Annotated in this window: 5 protein-coding genes; 3 read left to right on the forward strand and 2 right to left on the reverse strand. The window is 46.6% G+C overall.

Annotated features, from left to right (window positions below; all coding sequences use genetic code 11):
• Nucleotides 1–250: 250 nt before the first annotated feature.
• Nucleotides 251–9,169 (reverse strand): T9SS type B sorting domain-containing protein, encoded by an 8,919-nt coding sequence (locus tag HYN59_RS03420; RefSeq protein ID WP_146185851.1) that lies wholly within the window; start codon nucleotides 9,167–9,169, stop codon nucleotides 251–253.
• Between the two features lie 418 nt (nucleotides 9,170–9,587).
• Between HYN59_RS03420 and HYN59_RS03425 the strand changes: the two genes are divergently transcribed.
• From HYN59_RS03425 to HYN59_RS03435, 3 genes are all read left to right on the forward strand, one after another.
• Complete coding sequence (locus HYN59_RS03425) at nucleotides 9,588–10,847, forward strand: putative DNA modification/repair radical SAM protein (protein ID WP_108776929.1); 1,260 nt, start codon at nucleotides 9,588–9,590, stop codon at nucleotides 10,845–10,847.
• A 19-nt stretch (nucleotides 10,848–10,866) separates the two neighbouring features.
• The gene (locus tag HYN59_RS03430; RefSeq protein ID WP_108776930.1) at nucleotides 10,867–11,643 is read left to right on the forward strand and encodes a TIGR03915 family putative DNA repair protein; all 777 of its coding nucleotides are present in this window, start codon (nucleotides 10,867–10,869) and stop codon (nucleotides 11,641–11,643) included.
• A 143-nt stretch (nucleotides 11,644–11,786) separates the two neighbouring features.
• Nucleotides 11,787–12,368 (forward strand): MiaE family protein, encoded by a 582-nt coding sequence (locus HYN59_RS03435; protein WP_108776931.1) that lies wholly within the window; start codon nucleotides 11,787–11,789, stop codon nucleotides 12,366–12,368.
• 66 nt (nucleotides 12,369–12,434) lie between these two features.
• On the opposite strand, the gene HYN59_RS03440 is transcribed toward HYN59_RS03435, so the two are convergent.
• The gene (locus HYN59_RS03440; RefSeq protein WP_219928791.1) at nucleotides 12,435–14,900 is read right to left on the reverse strand and encodes an AsmA family protein; all 2,466 of its coding nucleotides are present in this window, start codon (nucleotides 14,898–14,900) and stop codon (nucleotides 12,435–12,437) included.
• Nucleotide 14,901: the final 1 nt, after the last annotated feature.

Here is a 14,901-nt window from a genome sequence, read left to right on the forward strand (position 1 = left end):
ACACAGTGCCTGTGTCTCGCCAATGTTCCAATTAATATGTTAGACGCATTCAATGCGTCTCTACCGTTAACATCCTTTTTCATGTTTAGCACGACATGCGGTGTTTCAAAATTCCTGGAGCCTTATATTTTTGCCTTAGACATTGCAATGCAACGTCTTTGCCTCGTTGTAGAATCATAATTAAACCACAAAAAACCAAAAAGGGCTTCCGAAAAACCGGAAGCCCTTTTAATTATCTATTCTTTATCGCTTAACGCTTAAGCGCGAAGTGCGACTTGAATTCTCTTGTCTCGGTGCCTACTGTGTACTGTATCGTGAACCAGTAGTCGTCGCCCGGCATTGGCTGGCCGTTGAACGTACCATCCCATCCGTTTGAGTCAGGGCTTGTGCTGATCTGTTTCAGCAGCTTGCCGTAACGGTCGAAGATGTAAACCACAGCCGGCTGATCCCACAGTCCGAATGGCTGCCAGTAATCGTGATAACCATCCCCGTTCGGTGTAAAGAAGTTAGGGAAGTCTATCGGGCTTACATTTTCAAGGTCAAGTATCAGGTTAAGGTCGTCACATGGGTCAGCTGTAGCGATATCCCTCACATGGATGATGTGGCCTAACTGATCGTCGCTTACAGGGTAAGGAGACACATTCTCAAACACGTTCGAGTTCTGCCAAGGGCCGTTGTCAAGGCTGTACTGGTATTCACCATAACCATCCACAAGCACTGTTATCACCTGGTCGTCGCTAAACGGATTGCCTACAACATAACCGGTAGATGTTATCGGACTTGCCGGCCCGCTCTTCTCAATTACGATAGGAGCAATAGGGTCAGATACACATCCTGTAGCGCTGGTAGCTACCACATTATAGCTTCCCGGTTCTCCAACTGTGATGGTAGGTCCGTTTTCGCCTGTCATTACAGCGCCATCATGAGTCCACACAAATATATGTGTTGCATCAAGGCCTGAATTGATAGTCGCTTTACGTACCGGTTGATTCGTTACAAAGTCGATACAAACCGTAGTATGGTCGGTCGTTAATTCCGGTTCAGGGATGCGCTCTACGAATAATTCAAGTGTAGTAATGTCGTTACATCCGCTTACCGTAGATTCGTTGGTTACCCTTACCCAGATCATCTGGTAATCCGGTGTGCTAAGGTAAGCCGTAGGAGTTGCTATCGCATTTACATCATCCTGTGCATCTTCAAGTGAAGTATAGTATTTCACACTGTACGTCGCAGGGCTTTGCGTACCCAACACTTCAGGCTCAACAACAGTAAGGTCAAAAGTAAACCTTCCATCATTGGTTCCGTCATAGTCACATTCAAAGAACGTCGTCGTTATAGGATTTGCAATAGCTGCTTCTTCCACAAGAAGTGTAAGCGGCGCCGTGTTTATACATCCGGTATCATTATTCTTAACACGTACAATGATATTCTGCACGTTTGGCGAACTTGTGTTGGTATAGATGTACGGCATTGCAATATTGTTAGCCATATCCGCCGCATTCCTGTAGAACCTTACGGTGTAATCCGCAGGGTCTGCACCTGCACCAAGTATTTCGTCCATGTGAGTATTGAAGTCGAAAGTAGCTATACCATCGGTATTCACTTCACATATCGCATACGGCTCTATCACACCTGCATTACCAAGTTCAGGAAGCATGTTTACGATAAGCTCGAAAGACACGACCTGGAAGCACACAGGGTCTGACGCATTACCGGTGTTGGCTTCTGCCCTCACCCATATTGTCCTGCTGCCGCTGTTGTAGGCAGTAATGTTCGGTATCTGGTTCACCCTGTTGTTAGCATCTGCTTCAGTCTCATAGTAGGTAAGCACCATCGATGCATCACCATTCCTGATATCGGCAGCCGCAGCGGTAAGGTCGAATATCTCCATTCCGTCAGGCGAGCCGTTAACGTCACACTGTACAAGTGGGTCCGGGGTAGTATCAGGTACCGGCAACGGAAGCACTTTTATCGTCAGCGTGGTATAGCTCTTACATCCGTCCGGAGTTGTTACCATTACAAACAATGTTTGCGGGTTGTTCATCGGAGGCCCAAGATTTGTATACGCTTCAGGGTTCGCAATAGGCGTTGCGGTAAGGTCAACACGAGGGTCGGTAACAAAGTAGCTTACAATGTTGCCATGGCCTATGCCAAATATTCCCAGTATCTCGTCATCTTTTGATGTAAGATCAAATTGTGTTATACCATCGTTATTGGTACCTGTCGGTGCAAGGCTCTCATTACATACAGCCATAATGGTTGGTGTTGTGATCAGCAGGGGCTTGTTCAGCTCCAGCTGGAATGAGGTCAGGCTGTAACATTCATTATCCGGAGTTTCTACCCTTACCCATATCGTCTGGCCGTCTGTACCGTTATAATGTGCAGGGTTGGTTATCCTTGGCGCACCGTTATTGGCATTAGCCTCGCTCACAAAATAATGTATTGTGAACACAGGAGTAGTCGGATCTAAAGCCGCATGGATTACAGCATCCTGTACCGTAAGGTCAAAGAACGCTTTGCCATCCTGGCCGTTAGCATCCTGGTCGTCACACTGCACGAGGTCTTCAAGATCCTCCGGCGCCTGTGGTGCCGGCTCCACCCTTAATGTAAAGGTGTACGGCTCCAGCCTTGTACAGCCCGTAACAGTATTCACTACCCTTACATATATAAACTGTAAGTACGGATTTACGTTATGATAGTTGGCAAGGTCGCCGGTTATCGGGTTGTTGCCATCCATAGCGTCCTGCCATGTCAGGTGGAAAGTCACCTGGAGGTTCGGGCCGCCATTTACCATATCTGCTACAAGCGCATTAAGGTCGAATACCCCAATACCATTTCCATCAGTATCACAAACAGTAAGGTCTTCATCTGTCGGCGGTGTCAGTACCGGTACCGGTTCTACCCTCACGTCAAGAAGTACAATCCTGTAACATCCTGTAGCTTCTGTTTCTACCCTCACAAAGATAGCCTCAACAGCTGCAGTGTTCGTATAGGCATCAGGGTTTAGTATCTGGCTTGGGCCTGTTCCTGCAACCGCATCTGCATTGTTATGGAAGAAGGTTACATTAATACCATCCTGAAGGCCGATGATCTCTTCAATTTTCGTAGTAAGGTCAAATACCTCGATCTCATCACCAGATGCATTGATGTCGCATAGTGAATATGGAGCCGGGTTGTTAGCTACCGGAAGCGGGTTCACTGTAAGCTGCAATGGCACGATATCAAAGCATCCTGTAGCCAGGTTTGTCACCTTTGCCGAGATAAGATCAGTTGCGCTTGGATAGCTTGCCGGTGTGGCGATATCCCCATCAACATTATTAAAGTAGCTTACTACAAACTGTGTCGGGTTAAGCGTACCTAATATCTCAGTATCTTTTGTTGTAAGGTCAAATATTGCTATACCATCCGTATCGTTAGCACCATTGTCGCACAGTTCGTATGGCTCAGGCTCTGTAGCAACTGGGCGTGGGTTAACGATAAGCTGTATCTGGCCTACCGTGTAGCAATCTGTCAATGTCGACTCCAGCCTTACATAAAGCGTCTGGTTGTTCGCAAAGACATTGCGGTATTCACCTGTGTTTATTTCTGCGTTAGGGTCGTCCGAGATCGGGAGGTTGCCAAATTGTGCATCTATAAGCGTTTCGTGTACTGTTGCAACCGCATTCGGCTGTCCGCCAAGCATCTGTGTAACAGCAGGAACAAGGTTAAATATTGCATGGCCAAGGTCGTCAATACCACACTCTACCAACGGATCGGTAGGCTGAGGCACCGGAGCCTGGATAATAGTTACCACAAAGTCAGATTCGTCGCTACAGATCACTGTTGTGCCGGCCTGTTTGTATATATATATCGTATTCGGGCCGGTAGTGTTTATTACATCACCAGGGTTAAGCATTGTGCCTCCACCATTGGTTGCAGTATAATAATTACCGTCACTTGCAGGAAGCGCAGGAAGTATATACTGTCCGCAGGCTACAACATCTTGTCTTTCCGGTACAGTTACAATATTCACATCCACAAAGTAGTGGTGCTCGTCAAAACACATATTGTTAGTTCCCGTAGCCGCGTAAATGTATATATCAGTAGGTGTTGTAATTGATGTCCCCTCGGCAATCACACTACCTGTTCCGCCAGGGCCGGTATAATAGGTACCTACAGTCAGTGCTGGCAACACAAATGGTGTACACTGGGCCACGTCACCCTGAGTATCGTCAACCACAGGCGTTTCATTGATCTTGATATGGAACGCATTCTCCGAGTTACAGTTGATCCTTGTACCGCCGGTTTGCGAGTATACATACATATCGGCATCATAAGGAGCAGTCAGTACTGTACCTGCCGGTATCTCAGGGTTAGCCGTTGGATCAAGCGGATCCGGCCCGCCAGGGTTTGCGTAATATGCACCCTCGGTAAGCGCCGGAAGCGTATAGCTGTCACATACTTCTACATCAGCCGGATCGTCAGGGTTCACCTGGAATACCTCAATAAGGAAGCTGTTCTCGCCTGCACAGTTAGGGTTGGTACCCGATGCGCCGTAGATATAGAGTGTCTGGGTTGTATCGATCACATCCCCTGCAAATTTAGGTGTGCCTGTACCGCCCGGGCCTGTAAAGTAGTTACCTACGATAAGCTCATCAAGAACATAGCTTCCGCAAGCCAATACATCCGAACGTGCGTCTACCAGTGGCGTGTTGTATATAGTCACCAGGAAGCTTGTCTCCGTTGGACACGCAGGTGTAGCGCCGTTTACCGCATAAACATAAACTGTTTGTGTCGATGTAATAAAGTCTCCCGCCGCAAGCATGTTGCCGGTTCCGTTAGGGCCTGTATAGTAGTTACCTACAGATAGTGCAGGAAGCTCATAGTTATCACATATCGCCACATCGGCAACAGGATCGAGTACAGGGTATGGCGTAATGGTTATCGTAAACTTGTTGTTGTCCGTACAGTTCACACCTGGGCCAAGGTTTACGTACACATACATATCCTGTGTAGTTGTAATTATGTCTCCGGCAAACTTCGGCGTACCGGTACCGGCAGGGCCTGTGAAGTAGTTACCTACATCAAGTGTCGGAAGTATATATTGGCCACATTTAGATACGTCTGCAGGCGGTCCAGGGTTGATAACAACCAGGAACGGGTTCTCGGCGCTACAGTCTGGCGTGCCTCCTGTATGATCGTATATGTATAATTGTGTAGTTTCGGTTATCACCTGTCCGGCAGGATACATACTTCCTGTACCACCAGGGCCTGTATAATAATTACCGTTTGTCAGCGCAGGCAGCGTATAAGGACCGCATGAAGCGGCATTACCCGGATTATCAATAACCGGTGCCGGCTTGATAGTTACTGTAAAACTTTCCTCATCGCTACACGGTGGCGTAGTGGTAGTGGTAGCATACATATATATGGTCTGGTCGGTACTGATAAGGTCGCCGGCATTCAGCTGCGTACCGGTTCCGCCCGGCCCTGTATAATAGTTTCCTAACGGAAGTGCTGGTAACACATATCCATCGCACACCAATACATCCGGAAAATCCTGGACGTCGATTTCCTCAACAGTGATCGTAAAGTCATGCTCTGCCACACAGTTCTCTGTATTAGGCACCGAATTGTATACGTATAATGTCTGGGTATCTGTAATTACAGTACCGGCTGCCAGCTGTGTGCCGGTCCCGCCAGGGCCTGTAAAATAATTTCCGTTGGTAAGCGCCGGCAATGCATAAGGCACGCACGTCACCACATCTGCAGGGTCATCGGCTACCAGCACAGGGTTTATTGTAAGCTGGAAGCTGTTATTTGTTGTACAGTTGGCACCCGAGTTTACGTTCGCGTAAGTGTAGATGGTTTGTGATGTTCCCACCGCTGTACCTGCCGGTATGAGCGTACCGCCACCATTGGCAGCCGTAAAATAATCACCAACTTCAAGGGCAGGCAGCGTATAAGGGCCGCATGATGTAATATTTTGGGGCGCAATAGTGCCGTTTTGGATTATATTAACCGTGAAGGTCCTCTGGCGCGTACAGTTTGGCGTACCTCCGCTTTGCGCATACATATATATGAGCTGGGTAGATGTTATCACCGTTCCGGGAGGAAGGATGGTACCTGTACCCTGGTTTCCTGTATAATAGTTGGCAGTACCGTTGGTAACGTTTATCGGAGGCAGGGTATAGCTGCCACAAGCAATAACATCAGGCACGGCAGGCATAAGAGGGTTTGGCTTTATCGTAACTGTAAACTTGTCCTCAGACACGCACACCGGAGTGGTGTTCGAAGTTATACGAACCCATATATCCTGAGTGCTCGTTATGTTCGTGCCCGGAGCCAGCTGCGTCCCTGTTGGGTATGGACCTGTAAAGTACTGCCCCATAGACAATGCCGGCAATGTATAGGAATTACATGAAATAACATCATCCGGTAAAACCGTAGAAACATCGATGATGGTCACCATAAAGTCCCTTTGCCTCCTGCACCCAAATTCGTTCGGGTCGGTATAAGCATAAATATGCTGTGATGCTGTAAGTACAGTACCGGCAGGAATTACAGTTCCGGTACCAAGCGGGCCTGAATAATAGGATACGTTAGCAGGCAATGGAGGCAGCGTATAGCTTGTACATGCTGTTTTGTCCGGAATGGTTAACAATACCGGTACAGGATGAATCGTTACAACAAAACTATCTTCATCAAAACAAGCCGGATTCGTAGGGCTTACCGCATAGATATAAATAGTCTGTGAAGTATTTATATTTTGTCCGGCAAACAATTGTGTTCCTGTCCCGCCCGGGCCTGTAAAATAATTTCCTGAACTTAGATTGGTAAGCTGGTAGTTTCCACACCTTACCTGGTCGTCTCTTTCATCTACTTCAACCACACTGATGTTCGCCACAAAGCTGCTTTGCGCAGTACATGCAGGGTTGGCAGGGTTCGATGTATAAATATAGATTGTTTGCGATGTCGTGATGATCGCACCGTTGGCAAGCTGTGTACCAGTACCGTTCGGGCCGGTGTAATAGCGCTGGCCATTAGGCAATGTAGGGAGCACATACTGGCCGCACTGCGTCACGTTAGGCAAGGTCGTCACAACCGGCGTAGTAGTGATCGTTACAACAAAGCTGTTATTTGCCGTACACGAAGCTGCTGCAGGTATAAAGAAATATATTGTTTGTGTTGAAGTAATAACCGTGCCGGGAGCTAAAATTGTACCTCCGCCGTTTGCAGCAGTATGGTATTCTTCACCAGGGCCCAGGGCAGGCAGCGTATAGCTTTGGCAAGCCGTTACGTTTTGCGGTGCAGTAGAGGCAGTAATAATATTAATGGTAAGCACCGACTGGTTGGCACAGTTCGGCGTACCACCTGACTGGGCATATGCATAAACAGTCTGCGACGAAGTAAGCACTGTTCCGGCAGCGATCATTGCTCCCGTACCACCATTACCGGTATAGTAATTACCTGTAGTCAATGCAGGAAGCGTATAGCTGTTACAAGCATTGATGGTAGCCGGGGCAGGAAGCACAGGAAGCGGCGTAACAACAAGATTAAACGTTGTTATTGAGTAACACTGCGGGTCGAATGTTTTTTGTATCCTGGCATATATGGTCTGGTTTGTACCTGTAAAGCTGGCCGGTGTATCAATTGCCGGTGTGCCAAGGTTAGCCGCTGCCATAGAGGTATAGTAGCTGATGGTATTCTCATTCAACGGCTGCGCTCCCAATATAGTCGCATCCTGCTGGTTCAGATTGAATACCGCGCTGTTTGAGCCCTGTGTAGTTTCACACAAAGTAATGTTAGGCACTGCGTTGGCCACAGGCGGCGGGGATGTAAGCAGCTGGAATGACCTTAGCGTGAAACATCCTGTATCCGGATTTTCAACCCTGGCCCATATTGTAACGCCGGGCGCACTAGTATAGTTAGTTGGCAGTGCACCGGCATCGCCATTAGCATTATCCTGCGTATCATGGTAGGTTACCACGGTATTGCTGGGAAGGCCCTGTGTTAGTATAGGAGTATTCGCCGAAAGGTCATACGTGTAGGTAGGCGAAGTCGTTTCACACCTGTACAGGTTTACCGGCTGGGCCGCCGGTATATCCGGCCTGTATTCTATTACTATAGATTGCGATGTTACACACCCAAGTCCCGGGCGGCTTATGGTAACTGTATAAGTACCCGGCTCATCTACCGCAAGCGCCGGCCCCGTTTCGGGAAGTACTGTGGTATTCTGTTTCCACTGGAAAGTATAAATTGAAGGGTCAAGGTTTGTATTCAATACATACGACTGCCCGGCACATAGTGCATTGCTACCGGTAAAATCCTGTGCAAAGACTTTTTGCCCAAGGTTAAGGCTTCCCGCCGGGATGAACACCGCAGAGTCATAGTCACCATCGGTACCAAATTCCCGGCCATCATCCGCAATGATGAATTTGATACGGTAATGCGCATTTGGCACAAGTGTACCGCCCGCATGCATCAGCTTGGTTTGCCCATTATAGTTTATCGCAGCGCCGGCCGCGTTAGCACCGCCGTTAAATACGCCAAACCATGCGTCATTTTGAGACGGGCATGTAGAAAGGAACTGGAAATTCCTGATGTTGCCAACAGTAACCGGCTGGTTTGTAGAAGGCACAAGCGCTACGTTGAACGGGCCCGCTGCATCGTCAAGATTATCAAGAAGCACCACGAAAGCATCGTTAGACGTACACTGGAACGCGCCGTATTCTTCTGAAGCAAAAAGGAAATCGAAGCCGAAGTTGGCAGAGTTAGGAATAAAGTCGAACTGGAATAATGTGGCATTTTTAGACAGGATGTTTATTCCTGATGCCGCAAGTGTTGCTTCCAGCTGCGGATTACCGATCCAAGTTGCTGAGGAGCCGCCATTGCTCAAAATCGTATTGTTCGGACCCGGAGAAAGCGATGCCTGGCCTGTCGTCAATAGTAAGCCTGACGAGGTTACAGGAAAAGCCGGGTTAGTATTTTGATAAGAGCCAATACCGTTGGAAGACCCAAAATTGGACCCTGTGCTTGTAACGATATTCGAAATTTGTACCAGACAGGAGTTGTCAACCAAAACGTTGTTTACGAGTTGGTTGGGGGTCTGGGTGGTGTTAACCGTAATTACCTGACTAAACCCTGCTAGTGAGGATAGTAGGACAGCAAAGAATAGAATTTTTTTCATAACTTCCAGCTTAATCGTGCATTTTTTTTAGGGGCTTCTATTTTAGTTTTAAGGACTTCGTTTACAGTACCTTAATTCCGCGGGCAAATATAAAATTAAATGTTAATCAAATAATATATTCCCTTAAGAATTTCGGTAGTGTTTCTTACTTTTAAATTTTGTTCAAAATACCTTACTCAATCGTTTCAATTCAAATGAAATTTATATTTTATTTGTTAATTTTCAAAATTCATATGCTAAATCCATGTTAAAAATATTTTTTTAGGGTTCAAATATTATAAAAATTTGTATACCAAACCTATTTTTAAATCACTTTTGTTACATTAGTAACAGTTTAACCGTAAAAAACCCTAAAAAAATCACTTGATAATTTAAGTATTATATTTTTTTCGATTATTTTTGAAGAAAATATTCTACTATGCATGACAGAATTAGGAAGAAATTGGGAATATTAGCGGATGCAGCAAAGTACGATGTCTCGTGCTCTTCCAGCGGCGGGAACCGTAAGAATGACAACAAGGGAATTGGTGACAGCAGCAATGGAATTTGCCATACCTATACCGAAGACGGGCGATGTGTTTCGCTGCTGAAAATATTACTTACCAACCACTGTATTTTTGACTGTGCTTTTTGCGTTTCCCGTAAAAGCAATGATGTAAAACGTGCGGCCTTTACCGTTGATGAAGTCGTAGAGCTTACCATGAGCTTTTACCGTCGTAACTATATTGAGGGACTGTTCCTTAGCTCAGGTATTTTCAAGAATGCCGACTTCACTATGGAACGCCTTGTGCGCATTGTAAAAAAACTGCGCCTCGAAGAGCGTTTCAACGGCTACATTCATCTTAAAACTATACCCGGGGCAAGTCCGGAGCTGCTTACCGAAGCAGGGCTGTATGCCGACAGGATGAGCATCAACCTTGAGATGCCAACCGAGACCGGGCTTAAGCTCCTCGCTCCTGATAAATCGCATGAAGAAGTGAAAAAGCCGTTGGGTTTTATAAAAGACACCATCACACAATTCAAAGATGAAAAAAAGACCGGCCTGATAAAAAGTATCCCGAAATTCGTTCCTGCCGGGCAAAGTACCCAGATGGTAATAGGCGCAACGCCCGAAACGGATATGGAGATCATGTACAGCGCCGACCAGTATTATAAAAATTACAGCCTCAAAAGAGTTTATTATTCAGGCTATATCCCTATAAGCTATGATACGCGCATGCCTGTTATTGGCAGCCAGCCTCCCCTGCTCCGGGAAAACCGGCTGTACCAAACCGACTGGCTAATGCGGTTTTACGGTTTTGGCGTGCAGGAATTGTTAAACCCCAAAAATCCGCACCTGGATACCGACATCGACCCTAAGCTGAGTTGGGCACTGCGCAACCTGGAGCAGTTTCCGGTGGACATCAATACGGCAGATTACCGTATGATATTGCGTGTACCGGGCATTGGCGTCCGGTCGGCGCAAAAGATAGTCCAGGCACGCAAATTCGGGAAACTGCGTAGCGGCCAGCTGCAAAAAATAGGCATTGCCTACAGCCGGGCAAAGCATTTTATCCGTTGTGCGGATAGCGCCTTCATGCTGAACGAGCCGGATGCGCCGCACCTGAAGAACCTCATCCTCGCCGAAAGCACCAGCAAATACCTGAAAGTACCGCAATCGCAGTTGAGCCTTTTTTAAATTTTAAATTTTGCCGGAAATGACCACATATATTTTTGACGGCTCTTTTGAAGGGCTGCTTACCGCGATATTCGAATTTTATGACCGTAGGGAAAAGGCGGTCCGGTTAGTATGGAACAAATATTACCAGCCTGCCATGCTGGAGGAAACCCTTGATATCATTAACGATGAAGCAAAGGCAAAGCGGGTGTGGGATGGCTTACGGAAAAAGCTGGCACCGGAATGGGCCATGAAATTTTACAAAACCCATCTTTCGGAAGATCCCTCAACGTTCCAGCACTTATTTGACTTTGCCCGTTATATTTTTGATAATCCGGCAGGTGCCGAAAGTAATTTTGGCAACCCGCACGTGATGGCCGTATCAAAAATGGAACGGAGCGTAAGCCGCGAGAGGCACCGCATGAAGGCTTTCATCCGTTTCCAGAAGACAGCCGACGGTATTTATTACTGTCCGATAGAACCGGATTTCAACGTGCTGCCATTGGTCTCGAAGTTTTTTAAAGACCGCTATGCCGACCAGCAATGGATCATTTACGACATCAAACGGAAATACGGCCTGTACTACGACCTGCACACCGTTACCGAGATCACTTATGAATTTGTCGCCAACATCGATACCAAAAAAGTCCTGCTCCCCGCCGAGCTTATTGACGAGAAAGAAGAGCTTGCCTCAATTTTATGGAAGGATTATTTCAACAGCACGAATATACCTGCCCGGAAGAACATGAAGCTACACATTCAGCATGTACCGAAGCGGTATTGGAAATATCTGAATGAGAAGGAAGGGAAGAATTGAGCCAGGTGGATTTGGTTATTCGTTGATTCGGTTATTTGGAAAATAACGAGTCTTACTATTCTGAACAAATAACCGTATAACTAAATAACCGCAGTAACAACTTAAACCGAAATTCGTATTTTTGGCGCCATAATTTCAATACCATGCTTGGACTTAAACTCCTTACCGACCCGCGTTGGGCCAATATTGCCGAATCGAACCTGGAAGAAATACTTACCGACCATGCCTGGTGTGAGCAGAAAGCGGCTTCCAACGCCATATTCCTGATCACGAACAACTCGGAGCATGCCGACCTGGTAATAAAAATGGCTGAGATTGCCATGGAAGAAATGGAGCACTTCCGGCAGGTGGTCGAAATTATAAAACAGCGCGGCTACACCCTAGGCCGTGAAAGGCGTGACGACTATGTAAACCAACTGATGAAATTCGCCCGTAAAGATGGCAGCCGCAATACATCTTTTATTGACAGGCTGCTATTTGCCGCCATGATAGAAGCGAGGAGCTGCGAGCGCTTCCGTGTGCTGTCGCAAAACATACAAGATAAGGAGCTGGCAAAATTCTATTACGACCTCATGGTTTCGGAGGCTACACACTATACTACGTTTTTAGGCTTTGCCCGAAAATATGCCGAAGATGTGGACGTGGATAAACGCTGGGCCGAATGGCTGGAATATGAAGGCCAGCTGATCCAGAGCTATGGCAATTCGGAAGCGATACACGGGTAAAGAGGCTTTAAGTCGGAGGTCCGAAGTCGGATGTTCAGGTATCGGACCTCCGACCTCCGACTCTTCTCACTCCTTCTTCCCGCCCAGCTTTACTTTTACTTTGCCGTCTTCATCGTCTACTGCCTTCAGATGGAGGACAATACCACGGTTCCGGCGTTTGGCAAGCTCTTCCTTATCGGTGATATCTTTGTCTTTTTTAGGATTGCGTAGCGGTACATCCACATAGATCTCGGTGCCTTTGCCAAAAGAATAAACCCCTTCGACATCCATGTTCAGTACGCTCGAATTTATCTTCATCGGGTGGATGGTGACCTTTTCGCCCTTTATGTCGAACTTCCCGTTCAGGTTATAAAAGTCTATGTTTTTCATATCGCGGAAGGGGAAGGCAAATTTGCCAACATTCTTTACCGGGTCAAAATCAATCAGCTTACCTTTTCTCAACCCGAAAGTCACTGTACCATACATGGACTTCGGCACCATTGCACCGGCATCGGTAATACTTCCGGTAACGCTGGCTTTTGAACTGACCAGGCCTTTGAGGTGCTCTGCCTTCAGGGTTTCCATCCCAAAATTATTAAAGGCATAAAAGAATTTATTGATGTCAACATCGCTGATCACGGCATCCAGGCTGTACTTGTTGACTTTTCCCTGCTGCAGCATCATACCGTTGATCATAAGGCTTCCGCCTGCGTGCTTCAGCCCGGCATTTTTTACTACTACACCATTATCGGTAAGCAGTATGTCGGCTTTGGCATCGGTTGCAAAAAAGCGGTTGTAGTACAATTTATCTACCCGCAGCTTCATATCGACGTTGCTCTTTTCAAACAGCAGGTTCAGGTCTTCGGTCATGTTGCCTTTGCGGGCCTTTTTTACCGGCACGGCTTTCCGTTGCCTGCTGCCTAAAAAACCCATGAATTCCCCAAGATGCAGCTGCGGGCTGTGGATGTTCCATGTCAGGACGATTTTTGCAGGGTCGCTATAATACAGGTTCAGGAAATTCTTTATGCTACCGTCCATGTTTACCGTGCTTTTGCCACTTTTGAGGATGATTTTACTGATAAAAAGGTCGTCTTTCGTGAAATTAAGCGCTACCGAGATATCCTTAAAGTCCAGTTTTCGGGGCACATAGCCTACATCGGCATCCTTTATAGCAACAACGCCATTGACCAATGGCTTCGACAACCTGAAATCCACAATATCGGCACTGAAATCCAGCTTAACATCGGCAGTTCCTTTTGAGAATTTTAGCAGGTCGGTATCGATGATACTGCCGAGTTTTTCCATTTTAAAAGTTGAAGCAAAATCGCCTACTGCAACCGGTTTTTCGAGGTTGAGTATATACACTTTTTTCATTGCAATGGGAATACCTGAATAATCACCTTTAAAGCCAAAAAGCTTTATGGCAGAGTTGGCATCGTTAAAGCCATTATCCTTTACATGATTATTGGTGAATATCCCGAAAAAACTACAATTATCTACTGCGCCGCCGGGGGTATCGAGGATATTATCACTGACATCAGCGTTCACACGGATAAGCGGGTCGCCTTTTTCGTTAAAGTCGCCAATGAGGTCGCATTTCACAGCAATAGGCTTTTTGATATCGAACATCAGCAACTTACCGGTAATATTCGGCGAAAGCAGGTTGGCCGCATTACGCCAAAGAATGCTTTTGTTTTCTATGTTGATGGCAAATTTTGCCTGCGGGCTACCGGTCTTAAAACGCCCCCCTACTGAAAAATCCTCCCCGCCGATTTCAAGCGGGTTCTTTTTGATAACAATAAGGCTGTCTGTATCTTTATAGCTAATATCAAACTTTCCTGCTACCCTTTGATCCTTTATAAAGCTGCCCTTGCGGGTATTGAAAGCCATACTGTGCACCAGGGTATTTAGTTTTATATCCGCATCCCATCCATCAGAAGTATAGTCGATGCTTCCTTTAAGCCCGTCAATAGCAAAATTGTACAGCTTGCCCGATTTTTGATTATCAATAACAAAAGTTACGTTTTCCAGGTCCAGCTTCCGCAGTTCCGGGAAGCTGCCCCCGCCACCCCCTTTTGACTTCTTCCCTTTTTTAAAGACCGATGCATTGCTATACCCTAAAGAATCAGTATACATTGTTATGGCTGCATCTGCAATAGCTATTTTTTTGATCTCAATAGTGCCGCGCATCAGCGCCATTGCATTCACCGCGATATCGAGGCTTTCGGCTTTGAGCAATATTTTGCCGTGGTTAGCATAAAGGCTGTCCTTCACTACCACCTTTTCGAGCCGTAACGACACGCGCGGAAAACCGGTAAGAAAGGTCGGGTTCATATCCCCTATCTCGATAGTGCCGGTTATGCCTTCATTCAATTCTGAAGTAACCGATACGAGCACTTCTTCCTTGTGAGTGTTGATGTACCAGGCCAGCGAAACATAGGCCACAATCATAAATAAAAAAACTACCAATACACCGCGAAAGACCCATCGGGCCCATCGCGGCATGGCTATCGCTTTTATAAATTCTTTAAACCGGTCGTATTTTTCTTTCATG

The organism is Flavobacterium album, assembly GCF_003096035.1.
In the GTDB taxonomy this organism is placed as follows: domain Bacteria; phylum Bacteroidota; class Bacteroidia; order Flavobacteriales; family Flavobacteriaceae; genus Flavobacterium; species Flavobacterium album.